Consider the following 17,526-nt stretch of genomic DNA (forward strand, 5'->3'; position numbering starts at 1 on the left):
GAATCCTCCGTCAGTCATTCCGAGACGAGGGTTATGCCCCCAAATTGAACTGTTACCTTTTCCTTATCGAAACTGAATGCGACCCGGAGTCGGTAGGGAACTCCTATCCCCTTGAAAGACCAGCTTCCCTGCATCGTCCTGAGTGCTATAGTATCAATCCGCGCATCGCCAGACGAACTCGCTATCTTGACCCCCAGTAATTTGCCGTTTTGATCTATCTCGGCAAGAGCCTCGACAACTCCCCCCACACCTTCATTTTGTGCGTCCTTTGGGTAGACTGGACGGACGCGGGATATTGCAAGCCCCTCACCAGTGCCGAAATCAGCGACATCAAGGCCCCTCCCGGCCGCATCTTCTTTGCCATTGCCTGCCCCCGGAGTTGTGTTCCCATTAGCGCCGGCTTTGCCGATCCCAGAACTCGCGCCCGGGCTGCCGTTTGCCGAGCCACCCTTCGCGCCGACACCAGCGCCTCCTTGTCCGGCGCCAGCTCCCGATGCGGCGGCAGGCTTCCCTCCACCCTCAGCAGGGCCGCTCGCTATGGTCTCCTCTCCGCCAGGGCTTGTCAGCACCTCAGGCTGCTGAACACGTTGTCCCGAAACCTGCCGCTCCACTGGAGCCTTCGCTGCTACAGGCGCAGGCCCGGCCTTATGTCTTCCTTCACCCTCAAATTTCGGTTCAGGCTGTGACTCGCGCTGTGTTTCAACCCTCGGGCTTGGCTCTGGTTCTGGTTCCTGTTTCATCACCGGCTCTTGTCCCGCTGCCTGATCCATCTTCTGTTTGGATTCAGGTTTCGGAACCGGCTCTTGGGATGGCGCCGCTGGTCCGGCAACCTTCTCCCTTTTCACTACAACAGTCGTAGAACCTTTTGAGCCTGATTTTTCAGCTACCCGCGAACCTTTGACTGAAACCGCCGGCAAAGAAGATTCCGGGCTCGCCTCGGCCAGGATGGCCTCCACAGTCGCCCCATACTCCACCGGATAAATATCCACAGGTGCCCTGAATCCGACCGGCGCCAAGAATATCACCAATATATGGAGGATTATGGAGACAGCTGTAGAGATACCCATCCGCCGGCCATATCCTGACTGCAGAGATCTCATCTTCCATCACCTCGCAGGCCGTCGATCGGCGGCCAGGGCGATACGAGAAGCTCCAACGTCGCGGGCAGTGTCCATGACTGCTATGATATCCTCATACAATACCTGGCGGTCAGCGCGAATTATGACTGTCTCACCCGGGTCTCGTGAAACATGCTCCTTGATCTGATCCCTAAGCTCGGGAATGGTAGTCCTCCTGCCATTGAAATATAGACGCCCGGTCCGGTCTATGCTGACTATCATCTGACCTGCCCTATATGGCGCTGCAGTAACCGCTCTGGGAAGATTGATCTGCAGGCCCGTGGGAGCGGTCTTGAAACTGGTAAAAAGTATGAAGAAGACGATGAGAAAAGTCATGACATCCATCAACGGTATGAGATTAATGGCCGGCAGCCTGCGCTTGCTTCGTTGAAACCTCAACAGGCCTCACCTCACCTGACAGGAGATTCACCAGTTCTGACGCAAAATCGCTCATGTCCCTCGCTCGTCGATCTATCATCCCGGAGATCCAGGTATGAAGAAGGACGGTCGGAGCTGCTATCATGAGACCGGCCGCTGTCGTTATCAAAGCTTCTGCGATCCCTGCGCTCAGGGCAGCAGGTTCAAGTAGATGAGCCTGAGTCGAAAGGACTTTGAATGAATCTATTATGCCAAGGACAGTTCCGAGGATTCCGAAGAGCGGGGCCACCGCGGCAATGGCTTCAAGCCACGACAGCCCGCGTTCCATCAAGTATATCTCCCTTTCTCCAGCGGAACGCAGCTGCTCCTCGATTTCTGATCTGGGTTTGCCATACATCATCAAGCCGGTGGTCATGAGAGCACCCATCTGGCCCCTGAACTGCTCGACTGCCGCTATTGCGTCACCGATCTTTCCATGCTCAAGGGCGATCGTCACTGCCCTCAGGGCACGATCTGGATCTGATCTTGTGCGAATTAAGTAGTAGAGTCTTTCGAGAGTGATAGCAACGGCGAAAATAGAGCATAAAAGCAGCGGGACCATCATGGGTCCACCCATAATCAAAATATCCACCATATTATACATAGCATGATGCCGCAAAGGTACATGCCCCCACCTGCATGGCGACAACCGGAGCCGAATGGGGCAGCGGCCTATCTCCCCCCTCATTGACTTTCTTCGACACCCTGTCCCAAGTTCCTGCAAAAATACCAAGCTTAATAGCCAGTGGTAAACTTTTCTAATCTATGACCTCGCCTATGAGGTCATAATCACTTGAGTCGATGATCTTCACTGTCCGGAAGGTGCCTGGAGCCAGGGTCGCATCGCCGATGAATATGGAGCCGTCGATTTCAGGAGCCTCTTTCTGGGAGCGCCCGCGAGACACAAGTTCACTTTCCTCGGACAAGCCTTCGATAAGAACCCTCGTCACCTCTCCGATCCTTTCCCTGAGCCTCTCCCGCGAGATTCTCTGCTGCAGGAGCATGGCCTGGTGATACCTGTCTTCCGCTACATCTTGAGGCACCTTACCCGGAAGGTTTTCGGCAGGACTCCCCTCCTCTTCAGAATAGACAAAAATGCCAACGCGGTCCAACCTCATGTCCTCCAGGAAATGAAGCAGATTGTCGAAAGCTTCCTTGATCTCCCCGGGAAACCCTACAATGAAGGTACTTCTTATGCATACCCCTGGAATCTGCTCCCTCAGCCTCTGAATGAGTTCACGGGCATCTCGGCATGTATTGCGCCGTCCCATGAGCCTCAAAATGCCGTCATCCGCATGTTGCAAAGGCACATCAAAATATTTGCAGACCTTCGGCTCACTGGCTACCACTGAAATGAGCTCATCAGTTATGCGAGTTGGATAGGTATAAAGAAATCTCACCCATTCCACACCATTGATGGAGGCGAGATCCCGCAAAAGCTCCGCCAGTGCCCACCGGCCATATAGGTCTTCGCCGTAACGGGTAGTATCCTGAGCCACAAGCACTAATTCTTTGACTCCATTCGAGACGAGCCGTTGGGCTTCCATTACAATAGATTCGATGGCCCTGCTACGAAATCGTCCTCTTATGGAGGGAATGACACAATAAGAGCAGCGATTATCGCAGCCCTCAGCGATCTTGATGTAAGCAGTGTATGGAGGGGTCAACAAAAGACGCGGTGTCTCATGCCCATAAATATAACGAGGCTCGGGGATCTGGATGGGCTTCTCTACCCGGCCCTGCTCAAGGATCTCTCTTATGACGCGGACTATCGCCGGAATCTGGTCCGGCCCTAGGAAAGCGTCCACCTCCGGCATCTCTTTCGCCAGCTCATCGGCATAACGCTGCGGCAGGCACCCGGTCATTATAAGGGCTTTGAGTTTTCCTGCATTTTTGAGCTCCGCGAGTTTTAATGTCTCGCCGATTGATTCCTCCTTCGCAGGCAAGATGAACCCGCAAGTATTGACTATAGCGATATCAGCCTCTTCTCCCTCCGGAACTATCTCAAATCCTGCCTCCTTGAGCATACCCAGCATTACCTCTGAATCAACCAGATTTTTGGCGCATCCGAGGGAGACGAGTCCGATTCTTACTGCGCTCAAAGGGTTCCAATCCTTCCAAGAATGGTGGCCCGGGCCGCGGTGGAGGCGATCCCGCGCGGGCGATCAAAGGTGACCCCACAGCCGATCCCGGACCATGCAGCATCATCTTGAAACGCAATCCTTGCCCCGGGACCGGATATCACCGCAAGGGCTTGTTTCTTGATTTGGAAATGAAATCTTGAGGTCGAGGCTATCTCTCCGTCCATATGGAGATATATCGGACGATCGGCTTCTATCATGACCTCGCTGGCCCTATAGATCTTCACCTTCGGCACTTTGACGTGGGTCCCAGTGAAGACCTTGGGAAGGGCGAAAAGCGTCTCCAATGATCTCATCTTTTCTATAACACACACCTCGAACATCCCGTCATCCATGATGGCATCCGGCGTAATCTTCATACCGCCCCCATACGTAGGGGCATTGGTCACGGCAACCAGGAGGGATTCCAGGGATAACTCCTTATGATCAAGTTTGACTTTTATGCGGGGAGCCTTATATGTGAAAAGAACCCTTAGCAATGCAAGGACATAAACCACAGGGCCACGAAGGAGCGGAATGCTCTGGTTGGCCTGCCGCGCAACTGTGGCATCAAAGCCCACTCCAACAGAACTCACGAAAAATCGATCCAATACCCTTCCAACATCCAGGTGCGCTATGCGGCCTGTCATGAGCAGTTGGCACGCTTTTGCGGGGTCGCGCGGGATATCGAGGCCTATGGAGAAATCATTGCCTGTCCCACAAGGAATGACTCCAAGGATCACATTAGATCCAATGATGCCATTGGCCACTTCGTTGACTGTGCCGTCTCCCCCCGCTGCCACAACAACATCATAGCCAGATGATACAGCCTCAGAAGCAAGCCTGGTGGCATCGCCAGGGCCACGGGTAAGCCTGAGATCAAAAGAGACCTTGAGATCAGACAGGGTCTTCCGGACAACTGGCATTACCCGCCTTGCCCGCCCTCTGCCTGCTCTCGGGTTAAGTATGACCAGAAATTTCACTTCACGCACCTCCATTATGAATCAAAAGGGCTATATTCATCTGGCTGCGGAGGCGAAAAAGCCAGGAGGCGAGGAGGTCAATAAACATTTGATGAACGAAGCAAGTTCAGCGAAGGTCCCGGAATGATCAGGCTTATGGGATTCATCGCATCGGCCTCTGAGACAATCGGTAACAAGGTAAGTTTTGATTCCGAGGGCTCCGGCGCTCAAATCCTCTTCAGCATCATTTCCCACCATGAGACATTCACCCGGCGACCTCATGATTTTGTCGAGGATCTCCTGATAATATTCCTTATTAGGCTTGCAGAAGTGCATCGTCTCATAGGAAGTTATGAGTTTGTAATCAAAGTCAGCAAGCCCGCCCCAACTGAGACGCTCCCGTATGGCAGACAGCGGAAACACCGGATTTGTGGCAATAACCACATCAAGCCCGTGGCGAAAGATATCCTCCATCACCTGGCGGGCTTCGGGCACCGGCCTGACATAAGAAGAGAGCTGTCGAAATTCATTTTTGTAGAAATCATCAAAAATAGGCATAAGACTCTCTTCGGGAATGCCAATTTTGGGGAAGAAATCCTCGACGAAGACTTGCTTATTTGTCTTGCCCGGATCCAGGCTTTTCACCATGGCGTCTGTGGAGGAGATCAGCTGTTTTATGAATCTCCTGGGCTCGACGAGGCTCGAGACCCTCATAGCCAGGAGCTCCATGTATTTGCCAAGGAAATAATCTCTGTCGTAATTTAGCAATGTCCCGTCCAAATCAAAAAGAATCGCCTTGATCAGCAGAGATCACCCTCTCTTCAGGTAAAAGATGCGCGCTTCTATATCAGCAGTGGCATCATTATCATCAAGGTAGAGTATCGCATAAGACGGCCTTTCAGTCCAGGGACTCTCCACACAAGACCCCGGGTTAAGGAGCAACGTCTTGCCCTTGTACCCCGTATACGCGCGATGGGTATGGCCAAAGATCACGCAATCAGCTCCAGGGAAGCTGTTTTCCGCCAGTCTCATAGTCTCCTCAGGGCTCCCATCACCATGCATAATGGCAATCGTCTTGCCTTTCAGCTTTATTTCCTTGGTGGGAGTCAATTTCTCGCGAACTTCAGGAGGATCCATGTTCCCATATACTGCCTCCACCGGAGCGATTGTCGCAAGCCGATCAAGCACCTCTAGTTGAGTCAAATCTCCGGCATGTATAATCAGATCCACCCCCTCAAATCCCGAGAGCACTTCTTGGGGAATTTCCTTCGCTCTCACAGGGATATGAGTATCCGAGAGCACCCCTATCTTCATTTTTTACATTCCCTCCCAAACTTACTGCTTTCAACTATTATGCCCATTATCTTACATTCTGTTTCATCGCGAATCGCTCCTCAACCATGAACGACGCGCACCTTACTCAACTAGGGTCACCCGAAGCCTGCTTCCATCCTTGACTTGCCGTAGAACCCCAAGGTCCCCGATTATCTTACCAAAAACGCTGACAGCGCTCGCGGGCCGTATCTCATTCCCGCGGCTTGCCGGTGTCGGTCCGAAGAACAGGCACATTGCAGATCCGGGCGGCCAGTAGCCTACATCCCCTCTCTCAACCACCTCACGTCCATTCTCTAGGTCCAGCCGTACAGGGATCCTAAAGTAAATCTCATCCCCCCAGGTATTGGCTGTAGCAGTAAATGGTGCCGCCTGCGCGACCGCTTTTGCGGTTTTTGTGTCATTCAACTCTATAATTATGCGATTTTCTCCAGCAATAACCGCAATCTTCTGGGACATATTCCTACCCCCTATGCAGGATGTTCAAAAGTTTCTATTTCAACACTTTCAGGCTACTTCCTGTCATAATGTCACCCATATGGTCAAAAAATAGAATGAGTGAGGCGAGTAAGTGATGGAATTCATGTCCACGGTGATATTCATCGCGAAAAGAGCTGCCATGCTTGCCGGTCTCGGATCGCTCATCGCCACCATCTCGGGGTCATGGCAATTCGCGATAGGACTATCGGCGGGGGCGCTTGCTAGCGTCCTCAATCTCGCGCTCCTGGGCATGAGTATCTCAAGAGCGATCCAGATGCCGCCCCCTGCTATCGCTAGATTCATGGGGTGGCGATATTTCCCGAGGTATTTTGCCATGGGCGTCGTCTTGTACTTAGCCCTCAAGATGGGGATGCCCTATCTTTTGGGAACCCTTACAGGACTTTATCTGGTGAAATTCATCATCCTCATGATGGGCGTGTTTGGATATAGGGGCGGGTGGTAATAGGGCGATGTGGAAGATGTTAAATGAGCTCCTCCGCATCATCATAGCTAACCATACGATATTGGTCACATGGACAATAATGATATTGCTCATCTCGGTCTTGGGCATTGCAGCGCGCTATGTGCTGACAAAGCCAGTAGATGCTCCACCTGATAGGCTTCAGAATACCATCGAGTTCCTGGTGGAGGGTGTGAGATCCTTTGTAGAAGCCTCGATGGGGCCTGATAGCGCCGGGTTCGTCCACTACATAGGGAGTCTCGCAGCCTTTCTCGTGGTAGCCAACCTGACAGGTCTAATAGGAGTGCGGCCTCCCACGGCTGATCTCAATCTGACTCTCGCCCTGGCCACGCTGACATTCGTGAATATACAATACTTCGGAATCAAAACAAAGGGCATGACCGGCTACATTCGGGGTTTTTTTGAACCCATACCCCTCATGCTGCCGCTGAATATCATAAGCTCATTGGCGCTGCCTTTCTCCATGGCCTTCCGCCTTTTCGGCAACCTGATGGGCGGGACGATGATCATGGGACTTATATATTCCATTATACCACTGTTTGCGCCAGTGCTGCCGCACATGTACTTTGACATATTTGCGGGATTGATGCAGACATTTATTTTCACCATGCTTACAATGGCTTTCATCTCCGATGCCAGGGGTTGAGTCGGCTGTCATGGACCTTGGCCGCCGCCATTCCCACACGGAACTCGACATCGGGCAATGATGAGAAGCGAATAGACATTCTGAGATGGGAGGCAAACAATATGGATCCATCAATCACCCCCAGAGCGATCCTCCTGGCAGCATCAGCTATAGGAGCTGGCCTTGCGGTCTTGACCGGATTTGGGACCGGGATCGGCCAGGGATTTGCTGCAGGCAAGGGGGCCGAAGCAGTAGCGAGGCAACCTGAGGCCCAAGGAGAGATAATAAGGACGATGCTTCTCGGCGCCGCCGTGGCAGAGACCACCGGCATATATGGCCTGGTCATAGCGTTGTTGTTGCTCTTCGCAAACCCATTGCTCAGGCTTTTATAGGAGGAGTCGGGATGCAGTCTCAACAGGCGATCTCTCTTTTCCAGTTGCCAATCTATGTCTCTTCGCTCCTAAATTTCATCATCCTTTATCTTGTATTGAGAAAGATCTTCTTCAAGCCTGTCATGAATTACCTAGATCGGCGTCGTCAGCATGTGGCTTCTGATCTCGAAAGCGCCAATGAGAAGCTTCAAAAGGCCCGGGAGATCGAAAAGAATTTGATCGCCAAGGTTGAACAGGCTGAAAGACAAGCCCGGGATGTGATTGCGGAGTCGAAGAGGCGGGCCGGAGAGATAAGGGATCAGAATGTGAAACAGGCAAAACATGAAGCGGATATCATACTTCGCCGTGCTCATGAAGAGGCAAAGGCAGAGGTTGATGAAGCGCGCCAGGAAATGGTGAATGTCGCCACGGAGATAGCATCGGCTCTTACTAGCCGCCTGTTGCGAAAGGAGATAACCACAGAAATCGACCAGCGATTGATAGATGAAGTAATATCCAGGATTGAAGGGCCAAGATGACGAGAGCGCGGGAAGCATTCATATGGGCCCAGGCACTGATAGACGTGACCGGAGCCATCGAGGACGTAGATAGAATAGGGGAAGATATCTCCTTCGTCGTAAAGGCCTTGGAGAAATACCGAGGGCTAGAGGGAGTTCTGGCGTACCCCAGCATCGATGCCAGGTCTAAGGTCATGTTCGTCAGAGAATTCATCAAGGAGGCCCTAGGACAAGATATCGACCCCGTAATCGTCTCCCTTCTGGAGCTCCTCATTCAACGCCGAAAGATAGGACTCCTGAAAGACATAATGAAGGCATATGATGCCGCCATCATAGAGCGTAAGGGGTTCGTCCCTGCAACGGTCATTTCAGCCAGGGGGCTGACTATGAGACAAATCGAAAGATTACGGGGTGTCTTGGAGGGTCGCTTGGGAAGGAAAGTAGAGATTAATGTCAGACAGGATCCAGAGATAATCGGGGGCATCAGGGTGGTCGCAGGAGATACCGTGATAGATGGAACCATCTCCTCCATCATCCGGCGAATATTCAGCTTTCAGACGAATTCAGCCAGGTAGAGGATGTGAGAAATGGCCTCGAATATTGGGGAACTTTCATCATTGATCAAGCAGAGATTGAACCTAGATGAGAATGTGCTGGAGACCTATGAAGCTGGATGGGTGATCGAGGCCGGAGACGGTATCGCCAGCGCTTATGGGCTAATGAGGGCCATGGTCGGGGAACTGGTGGAGATTGGAGAAAGAGCCACAGGTATGGTCCTCAATCTTGAAGAGGATCGCATAGGGATCGTTCTTCTTTCCTCAGACACTCAAGTAAAAGAAGGAGATCCAGTCAGGAGCACCGGGCGCACCGTTTCTGTTCCAGTCGGAGATAGCATCATCGGGCGTGTAATCGATCCTCTCGGCCGTCCCGTAGATGGCAAGGGACCAATCAACACAACAAGATATCGGCCTATTGAGGCCCCTGCTCCGGGAATAATCCACCGGGAACCTGTACATACTCCACTGCTAACCGGCATCAAAGCCATCGATGCCATGGTTCCCATCGGCAAAGGGCAGAGGGAATTGATAATCGGCGATAGACAAACGGGTAAAACGGCGATTGCGGTGGATACCATCATAGCACAAAAGGGCCAGGGGGTCATTTGTATCTATGTGGCAATAGGCCAGAAGACATCTACGATAGCGCAGATTGTCAGGACTCTGGAGGATAATGGAGCCATGGATCACACGATCATTGTGGCCGCTCCCGCCAGTGAGCTTGCTCCAATGCAGTATATTGCGCCTTACGCTGGCTGCGCCATTGGCGAGGAATTCATGTATAATGGCAAGGATGCCCTTATCATATATGACGACCTGTCAAAGCACGCCATAGCCTATAGAGCCACATCACTACTGCTGCGTCGTCCTCCCGGGCGCGAAGCATTTCCTGGCGACATTTTCTATATACATTCCAGGCTCCTCGAGAGATCGGCCAAGCTTTCCCCGGAATTGGGAGGTGGCTCTCTTACCGCCCTGCCCATAGTGGAAACTCTAGCTGGCGATGTATCAGCCTATATTCCCACAAATATCATCTCCATTACTGATGGGCAGATCTATCTTGACAGCGAGATCTTCTTTTCGGGGATAAGACCCGCCATCAATGTAGGGCTTTCCGTCTCACGTGTGGGCGGCGATGCCCAGATACCTGCGATGAAGAAAGTTGCAGGCAGGCTAAGGCTCGACCTGGCACAATATCGTGATCTCGCCACATTCGCCAGGTTCGGCACAGAGTTGGATGAGGCCACAAAGAAACGTTTGGAGAGAGGCAAACGTATAGTAGAAGTCCTGAAGCAACCTCAGTACCAACCGCTCCCGGTAGCAGAGCAGGTAGCCATCATATTCGCAGTAATCCGCGGATATCTAGATGACGTCGATGTAGAGTGGATCGAGGATTTTGAGCACGAGTTTCTACAATATATGCGAAGAAACAATGCTGATCTCCTGCATGATATAGAAGTTGCAGGTGAATTAGATGAATCATTGGAGGATCGCCTGAAAAAGGCCATAGAGGAATTCAAACCGAAATTTCTAGCAATAGCGAAAACCAGGGAGCCTGCCGGGCCGCAGGTTGCCTCCCGCATTCAGCCGCAGGGGGATGTGGAACGGCAGGTAATTCAAGGGGCCTAAGCGTGGCTAGGTGATGGTGATACTGTCCCGTCGGACGCGACAGTCCTGGGGAGTGGATACTCCTCTCGGCGGACGCAGCGTGATCGTGGAATGGGTGCTCCTCGCCATCGGACGCGGCCCTGCTGCGGGGCCGCTCAGTGGTCCTCGACCCTCGAGTAATAAGGTCTCGGACCAATGCCGATGGGAGGAGCACCCTAACCCCGAGTCCATCAGCCTTGGATCAAAGCCGCTGGGCTGGTATCACCCATCCCCGAATAGCTGCTTCCTTGGTTGCAGTAGAGCCTCGGACCAATTCTTGGGCAATTAAAGTGGTGGGACGGATTCTGGGCAGGTTCCGCGTGGAAGTGACCAGAAATTCGTCAGCTCCCTCGCCGAGGTGGCCATACTATCGTCAGATTAGGGAGATTCCGGAAAATTCTGGGCCTGAATTCTCCCCAGGTGACGAGAATTTAGGCAGATTTTGCTCAAGGGTGGTCAGAATTTGACCAGCTTCTGGCCCAGAGTGGCGAATTTCCTGTCATCTTGCCGTCAAGTTGGAAAATTATAGGCTATGATTATCCATAATAAGGAAGTCTATAGGGCATTTTGGACGAAGGTGACGGTATTTTAGTCAGCTTAAGCGTGAAGGTGGCAACAGCCTAGGCAGGCTCTGCTCTAAGGTGGCGAAAATCTGGGCACCTCAGTCCCAAGGTGAAGAACTCGAGGATAGAATCATCCGACGATCTGCATAGTCGGGAGAATTGCCGGGGAATGGGATAATAGATGCAACATCATACCGCATGTTCTAAGTTTGAGTTTGCCCATTTACAAAAGGAGTGGCTATATATGGAAGAATTGAGGGAAATAAGGAGAAGGCTCGCGGTAATTGAAGCGACCGGTGATGTCACCAAAGCGATGAGGATAATATCGGCCACAAGGCTGAAGAGAATCCAGGAATATGTTGGCAAAACAGATGAATATGCACAGGGTTTCAGGGAGATTGCGAGCAGGATGGCGCCGGCTGTCGGTATTCGCAGAGAGGCCGGCGCGGATGGAAAGACCGGGACGAAAGTCGGGGATGGTTTCGCGATGGAAAATGAGGAAACCTGCTATATTGTCATATCTTCTGATAAAGGCCTGGCAGGAGGTTACAACATAAATCTGATAGAAGCGCTAGATCAGCATTATCGGCAAAGGGCCCGATCCGATCCCCGAAACTTGGACAAGGCTCCCCTGGTCATCCCGGTTGGAATCAAAGGCGCGAGAATTTTGAGACATAAGGGGTGGAGAATAATGCAGGACAGCATTGATGTGCAGGAAATCCCGGGTATTGCCGATGCTGAGAAAGCTGCCCGTAAAGTATATGATGCCTATACGACTGGTGAGATATCTGAGGTTTTCCTTGCTTATACACGCTTCGTGTCCGCGGGGCGCCGTATCCCAACCATAGAGAGACTGCTGCCCATGAGCGCGATATGTGATCAGGGAGCAATGAACGGTGGAGAAGATAAGGCAGATGAACAGCCCCGTGAATCCCCCGCTCCTGTTATGCTATTTGAGCCGGATCCAGAGCAACTTTCAAAGGAGGTCCTCCCCGAATATCTTACCGCGATTCTATTCTCGGCCATGATAAACGCCAGAGCCAGCGAATTCGCAGCGCGAGTCGAGGCCATGGAGGGGGCAAACGACAATGCGAAAAAATTGGCCAAACAACTCTCATTCCTCTATAACCGTGCCCGCCAGGCCGAAATCACACAGGAGATCGGCGAAATCATCGCCGGAGCAGCGAGTCTGAGGTAAGGGGATGTAAGATGAACGAACTCGTAGAAGAGCTTTCAGAGGGAAAGGTAATTCGGGTCTTTGGGCCAGTTGTTGATGTGGAATTCCCGCCTGGGAAATTGCCATCCATATACACAGCCCTGGAAGTCATGGGAGATGAACGCAAGATCCCGAAAGTGGGCCCGCCGGATGAGCCTGTGGGCTCGCCAGTCTCTTGCGTGCTGGAGGTCATGCATCACATAGGAGATAACAGGGTGAGGACGATCTCCCTCTCCTCTACAGAAGGGCTGGTGAGAGGAATGAAGGTTGTGAATACCGGCGAGCCACTCAAAGTGCCAGTAGGCCCAGGCACCTTAGGTCGGGTCTTCGATGTCCTGGGTAAGCCCATCGATGGGCAGGACTACCCCCGAAACGTCACATTGAGGTCCATCCACCGTCCGTCCCCCGGGTTCACTCAGCAAGGTGAGGCCAACCAGATCCTCGAGACAGGAATCAAGGTAGTGGACTTGCTTGCTCCTTACTCGAGGGGAGGAAAGATCGGCCTTTTCGGCGGTGCTGGAGTCGGGAAGACAGTGCTCATTATGGAGCTCATCCGGAATATGGTCGTGGAGCATAAAGGGATCTGTGTATTTGCAGGCATTGGGGAGCGGACCCGTGAAGGCAATGATCTCTGGCTAGAGATGAAAAGAACGGGGGTATTGGAACGCACCTGCCTTGTATTCGGGCAGATGAACGAATCCCCGGGGGCCCGGTTCAGGGTAGGTCTTGCGGCCCTAACCATGTCGGAATATTTCCGAGATGATGAAGGCCAGGACGTCCTCCTCTTCATAGACAATATTTTCCGCTATATCCAGGCTGGAGGCGAGGTATCGGCCCTTCTCGGGCGGATGCCAGCCGCTGTAGGATACCAGCCCACGCTGGCCATGGAGGTCGGAATGCTCCAGGAAAGAATCACATCGACCAGGAAAGGGGCCATAACCTCTGTGCAGGCTGTTTTTGTCCCGGCTGACGACATCACAGATCCAGCTCCTGCCACCACCTTCGCGCACCTAGATGCCACAACTGTGCTATCCCGGGAAGTCGCAGAACTCGGCTTTTATCCTGCTGTGGATCCGCTGGATTCGACATCCCGGATGCTTGATCCCAAGATAATAGGAGATGAACACTACAATACGACAAGGGATGTTCAGAAAATACTTCAAAGGTACCGTGAACTCAAGGATATAATCGCCATCTTGGGAATGGAAGAGCTATCGGAGGAAGATAAATTGGTAGTAGCGCGCGCCCGAAAGATACAACGATTCCTCACGCAACCGCTTTTCGTGGCAGAGGCTTTTACCGGCCAAAAAGGGGTATATGTCCCAAGATCGGAGACTGTGAGAGGATTCAGAGAGATAATAAGCGGGAACATGGACAATGTGCCGGAGCAAGCATTCTACATGACAGGAACCATAGATGATGTATTAAAAGCCAGGTGATTTAGAGAAGCATGGCACGACAAACATTCGATTTCAAAGTGATTACTCCTAGCGGGACCGTCCTTTCCAGGAAACCTGAAATAGTGGTATTACCTGGAGCGGAGGGGGACTTCGCCCTCATGCATGGCCATGTGCCCATGATCGCAAAGCTTAAAAGCGGTAAGGCGCTGATTCTTCATGATAGGCAAAAGGAGAGCATCGTGATTGCCTCAGGGTTTGTGATGATGCGGCAGGATCAGGCTATTGTCTTCACGAGAGAGATGAATCTTTAAGGCTCTGGATCCTATCTGAAATGGCAGAAACGCCGCGGCTGCGATTGCCGCCCTCCTGCTTGCCGGCGTACATGGCCATATCTGCAAATTCAATCAGATCGCGCTTTGTCTTTGCATCGTCCGGGAATGTGCTAACTCCCAGGCTTACAGTTATCTTCCCCCCGGAACGCTTATCTGAGATCGGGAAAATACAGCGCTCGATCCGCTTACGTATCTTTTCGGCAACTACCATTGCGCTGGTCGAATCCGCCTCGAGCAGGATGACTACAAATTCCTCTCCGCCATAGCGTGCCACGATATCGGTGTTCCTTACCGCCCGCTTGATCTCCCGGGCAACCATCTTGAGCACCCCGTCCCCTGCCTGGTGACCATAGGAGTCATTATATTTCTTGAAATCATCGATATCAATCATCACCAGCGATAGATAACGGGCGTACCTTATGGCCCTTTCAATTTCATAGTCAAGTCTCTCCTGGAAATAACGGTGATTGTAAAGGCCGGTGACCGGATCCGTTATGGCCAGCTGCTCCGCCATCTTATGCAGTCTGGTCACCTCCGCCAACTGTTCGTCCAGCTTCTGATTTACCAGCCTGAGCTCCTCTTCCCGCTCCTGGAGCCTGGTATTCTTCTCTTTGAGCTCAGTGTACAACCGGGCATTTTCGATGGCAATAGCCGCTTGAATCCCAATTGTAGAAACGAGGCGCAGCTCATTTTCTGTATAAACAGTGGAATAGCTTTGGACCGAGAGGGCGCCAATAACCTTGCCACCAAAAACGAGCGGGACGACAATCACCGAACGAGGAAGCCTTTCCGTATCGCCGGTGAGCTTTGCCTCTTCGGGAAGCTGGCTCTGGTCAGCAAGAAGGTCAGGAATGAAAATGACCTGGTTCGAGAATATGACCTTCCCGGTGAACCCCGCATTCTCGCCCGGCGATACCCTAAAGCTGGGAATCCTTTTCCCGTTGTCAATTAAGATCTCGAAGCTTATTTCATTTGTTTCATGGTTGTATAGCGCGATAAAGAATCCCGAGGCATCCATAAGCTGGGAGATTTCCCTATAGATAACATTCAGGACCTCCGCCAGATCCAAAGTCGATGTAGTTGCAAGGCCAATCTGATAGAGGCTCGCCATTTCCCCGGCCATCCGGCGGGCCTCTTCTGTCTGTCTTACGAGCTCTCGCTCGAGTTGTTTCTGCCGGGTAATATCCCTCACTATGCCCTGGATGGCATAGGGTGGACCTCCCTGATGTATCAAAGTGGGATTCACTTGAAGCCAGCGTTCCCGGCCGTCCTTGCCCGCCACGCAAATATCATAGATCCGGAGGCCCGGCTCTTCTCTCAACCTTCCGCCGTCTTCACCCGGTTCTTCTGAGGCAGCTGCCTCATAAAGCATCGGTGGCACCAGGTCCTTGAAGCATTTTCCGATAAGCTCCTCCCTAGAAAAGCCAATCATTTCGGCCAGGTGCTCATTTACGAAAGAAAGCCTGCCGTCGAACGTCATGATGAAAACGCCGTCGCGTGCCTCCTCAACAAGTCGGCGATACTGCCTCTCTGACTCTTGTAGCTGATTCATCCTGGCACGGATATCCCGCTTGATCACCTGGTCCCATATGATCATCAGGAGTATTACAAAGAATGCCAGTCCCAGAGCAAGTGAGAACCCAGAAGTGAGTACCATTGCCCCGCCCCCGTAAGAATCTATCTTTCTCCGCCCGGAACCCAGCTGCAAAAATACATTGTTAAATATTTCTACGCTCAGGGCGTTGTTCCTGCATCATTTCATAAAATCCAGTGACAGGAATGTGAGGATACAAGATAAATAGATAATAACAAACCACCGGATGCAGTCCAGCATGTCCGGTGGCGTAATTAGATGATGGGGGCAGGCGCCCCCTCTATTCCCTTGATTGCAGAACAACAGGCTTGTCCAATGGTTTATTTCTTGCTGACACTATCTTTAAGGGACTTGCCTGCTTTGAAGACCGGAACAGTTGACGCCGCGATCTTGATCTCTTCCCCAGTCTGAGGATTCCTGCCGACTCGAGGCGCACGGTTCTTCACTGCGAAGGTTCCGAACCCGACTAGCTGCACCTTGTCTCCCGCCGCTAGAGCCTCCCCGATGGTATCAAAAACAGCCGTGACAACGGTTTCGACATCCTTCTTTTTCAAATCTACCTTTTCTGCAACGGAGGATACGAGGTCTGCCTTGTTCACATGTTTCCCTCCTTTCGCATTCATATTAGCTAGATCTGGAAACCTGAAACCGGCATAGTGACGCGGATTCAGCCATATCGACTAAAGGTATTCGCGAAACCCCCGATAAATCCTGCAAAGGCAAGACCCCAATGTAAAAAAATCACGATTTTTGGTCGATGGTACACTATCTTAGTTGGAGCCATTTGCCATCGGAAATCTCAGATCAATCACGTCGCCCCTACCGCCCGGGCTACCGATACTTTTACCATTGTATTCAACATCGACACCACCAGCATTTCCAAAGCGTATAACCATCTCTTCATTGGCGCCCCAGGTAACTTCTTCACCCGGATTCAAGGCTTTTTCATAGATAACTCTGCCATCGGCCTTCACCCTGATCCAGCACCTCTCTCTGGCATGTATCTTCACAGAGATCGGCAGAGCCTTCTCAGTCGCAGAAGAAGGCGGCAATTGCTGACTCTCAGGTTTCGCTGGCTGACCGGGCGCGAGTTGCGACGCCGACTGCTCTGCTCGCTGTTCAGGAGCTGCCTTCCCTATTGATGTCGACTCCCCCGCTGGCGCCGCCTGCCCCATAGGCGCCTGGCCCGATGGTGTTGCCAGGCCGCCTTGATGCTCCTGCTTCGATGGCGGCTGTTCCGGCGTCCCCGGTTCGACAACCGGGGGTTTCACCGGCGATTTTGCAGGCGAGGGCGACAGCTCAGACATGTCAGGAGCTCCCGTCGAGATTTGATCAGACGGCGGAGCTGATACCCCTCGTGTGAAAGGATATAGCGTCTTCCAGGCATAGACCCCCCCAATGATCAGGATAATGAGGGAAAAGATAGCCATAAGGAGACGCTCGCGATGCACTCTGCGGTAGAACCTTTGCTTCGATCTCCCGTCATTCAACGGCCTGGAAGGGCTGCGCCCTTTGGCGGCACTTCCGGCTCTCTCATCATTATGCCCCCTAGACAGCTTATATTGTTCCATCATCTGTACTCGGTCAAGACCAAGGAAGTCGGCATAGCTTCCGATGAAGCCCTTTGCGTACACATCACCAGGGAGCTTGTCAAACTGCTCTTCCTCTATCGCTTTCAGATAATATTCTCTGATTTTTGTTGCCTGTGCCACATCCTTCAAAGATAAACCCCTGGACTCTCTCGTTTGTCGCAGGAGTTCTCCAAGACCTTCCATGACGCTACCACGTCCCCA

General features: G+C 52.2%; 20 protein-coding genes. 9 read left to right on the forward strand and 11 right to left on the reverse strand.

The window, feature by feature from the left end:
- Nucleotides 1-14: 14 nt before the first annotated feature.
- The 8 genes from HPY52_06330 to HPY52_06365 form a co-directional block, all read right to left on the reverse strand.
- A complete protein-coding gene (locus HPY52_06330) occupies nt 15-1,100 on the reverse strand; it encodes a TonB family protein (GenBank protein ID NPV79880.1) in 1,086 nt (361 codons plus the stop codon).
- A 6-nt stretch (nt 1,101-1,106) separates the two neighbouring features.
- Complete coding sequence (locus tag HPY52_06335; protein ID NPV79881.1) at nt 1,107-1,517, reverse strand: biopolymer transporter ExbD; 411 nt, start codon at nt 1,515-1,517, stop codon at nt 1,107-1,109.
- Complete coding sequence (locus HPY52_06340) at nt 1,477-2,139, reverse strand: MotA/TolQ/ExbB proton channel family protein (GenBank protein ID NPV79882.1); 663 nt, start codon at nt 2,137-2,139, stop codon at nt 1,477-1,479. Before HPY52_06340 ends, HPY52_06335 begins: the two co-directional genes overlap by 41 nt.
- A gap of 154 nt (nt 2,140-2,293) precedes the next feature.
- Complete coding sequence (gene rimO / locus HPY52_06345; protein NPV79883.1) at nt 2,294-3,637, reverse strand: 30S ribosomal protein S12 methylthiotransferase RimO; 1,344 nt, start codon at nt 3,635-3,637, stop codon at nt 2,294-2,296.
- Nucleotides 3,634-4,638 carry a diacylglycerol kinase family lipid kinase gene (locus HPY52_06350; protein ID NPV79884.1) on the reverse strand — a complete coding sequence of 335 codons (1,005 nt, stop codon included), beginning with the start codon at nt 4,636-4,638 and terminating at the stop codon, nt 3,634-3,636. Before HPY52_06350 ends, rimO begins: the two co-directional genes overlap by 4 nt.
- Before the next feature lie 36 nt (nt 4,639-4,674).
- Complete coding sequence (locus HPY52_06355) at nt 4,675-5,397, reverse strand: HAD family hydrolase (protein NPV79885.1); 723 nt, start codon at nt 5,395-5,397, stop codon at nt 4,675-4,677.
- A gap of 30 nt (nt 5,398-5,427) precedes the next feature.
- Entirely contained in the window at nt 5,428-5,931 is a 504-nt protein-coding gene (locus tag HPY52_06360; protein NPV79886.1) for a metallophosphoesterase family protein, read from the reverse strand.
- A gap of 102 nt (nt 5,932-6,033) precedes the next feature.
- On the reverse strand, nt 6,034-6,408 hold the full coding sequence (locus HPY52_06365; protein NPV79887.1) for a hypothetical protein: 375 nt from the start codon (nt 6,406-6,408) through the stop codon (nt 6,034-6,036).
- Between the two features lie 112 nt (nt 6,409-6,520).
- Between HPY52_06365 and HPY52_06370 the strand changes: the two genes are divergently transcribed.
- The 9 genes from HPY52_06370 to HPY52_06410 all read left to right on the forward strand — a co-directional run bounded on the left by HPY52_06370 (nt 6,521) and on the right by HPY52_06410 (nt 14,118).
- On the forward strand, nt 6,521-6,892 hold the full coding sequence (locus HPY52_06370) for a hypothetical protein (protein NPV79888.1): 372 nt from the start codon (nt 6,521-6,523) through the stop codon (nt 6,890-6,892).
- A gap of 7 nt (nt 6,893-6,899) precedes the next feature.
- A complete protein-coding gene (locus HPY52_06375; protein ID NPV79889.1) occupies nt 6,900-7,556 on the forward strand; it encodes a F0F1 ATP synthase subunit A in 657 nt (218 codons plus the stop codon).
- Between the two features lie 101 nt (nt 7,557-7,657).
- The gene (gene atpE, locus HPY52_06380; GenBank protein NPV79890.1) at nt 7,658-7,927 is read left to right on the forward strand and encodes an ATP synthase F0 subunit C; all 270 of its coding nucleotides are present in this window, start codon (nt 7,658-7,660) and stop codon (nt 7,925-7,927) included.
- Between the two features lie 11 nt (nt 7,928-7,938).
- On the forward strand, nt 7,939-8,445 hold the full coding sequence (gene atpF, locus HPY52_06385) for a F0F1 ATP synthase subunit B (protein NPV79891.1): 507 nt from the start codon (nt 7,939-7,941) through the stop codon (nt 8,443-8,445).
- Entirely contained in the window at nt 8,442-8,999 is a 558-nt protein-coding gene (atpH, locus tag HPY52_06390) for an ATP synthase F1 subunit delta (protein NPV79892.1), read from the forward strand. The genes atpF and atpH overlap by 4 nt, the downstream gene beginning before the upstream one ends.
- A gap of 12 nt (nt 9,000-9,011) precedes the next feature.
- Complete coding sequence (locus HPY52_06395; protein ID NPV79893.1) at nt 9,012-10,610, forward strand: F0F1 ATP synthase subunit alpha; 1,599 nt, start codon at nt 9,012-9,014, stop codon at nt 10,608-10,610.
- An 825-nt stretch (nt 10,611-11,435) separates the two neighbouring features.
- Nucleotides 11,436-12,389, forward strand: coding sequence for an ATP synthase F1 subunit gamma (gene atpG / locus HPY52_06400; protein ID NPV79894.1), 954 nt, complete (start codon nt 11,436-11,438; stop codon nt 12,387-12,389).
- An 11-nt stretch (nt 12,390-12,400) separates the two neighbouring features.
- Nucleotides 12,401-13,846: a F0F1 ATP synthase subunit beta gene (atpD, locus tag HPY52_06405; GenBank protein NPV79895.1), complete on the forward strand. Its 1,446-nt coding sequence runs from the start codon at nt 12,401-12,403 to the stop codon at nt 13,844-13,846.
- A gap of 11 nt (nt 13,847-13,857) precedes the next feature.
- Nucleotides 13,858-14,118, forward strand: coding sequence for a F0F1 ATP synthase subunit epsilon (locus HPY52_06410; GenBank protein NPV79896.1), 261 nt, complete (start codon nt 13,858-13,860; stop codon nt 14,116-14,118).
- Here HPY52_06410 and HPY52_06415 read toward each other — a convergent pair.
- The 3 genes from HPY52_06415 to HPY52_06425 form a co-directional block, all read right to left on the reverse strand.
- A complete protein-coding gene (locus HPY52_06415; GenBank protein NPV79897.1) occupies nt 14,096-15,796 on the reverse strand; it encodes a diguanylate cyclase in 1,701 nt (566 codons plus the stop codon). The two genes, HPY52_06410 and HPY52_06415, sit on opposite strands and share 23 nt — an antisense overlap.
- Before the next feature lie 257 nt (nt 15,797-16,053).
- Nucleotides 16,054-16,332, reverse strand: a complete 279-nt coding sequence (locus tag HPY52_06420) for an HU family DNA-binding protein (protein ID NPV79898.1) — start codon at nt 16,330-16,332, stop codon at nt 16,054-16,056.
- Between the two features lie 171 nt (nt 16,333-16,503).
- On the reverse strand, nt 16,504-17,508 hold the full coding sequence (locus HPY52_06425) for a helix-turn-helix domain-containing protein (GenBank protein NPV79899.1): 1,005 nt from the start codon (nt 17,506-17,508) through the stop codon (nt 16,504-16,506).
- Nucleotides 17,509-17,526: the final 18 nt, after the last annotated feature.

Source organism: Bacillota bacterium, assembly GCA_013178415.1.
Classification (GTDB): Bacteria; Bacillota; SHA-98; order Ch115; family Ch115; genus Ch115.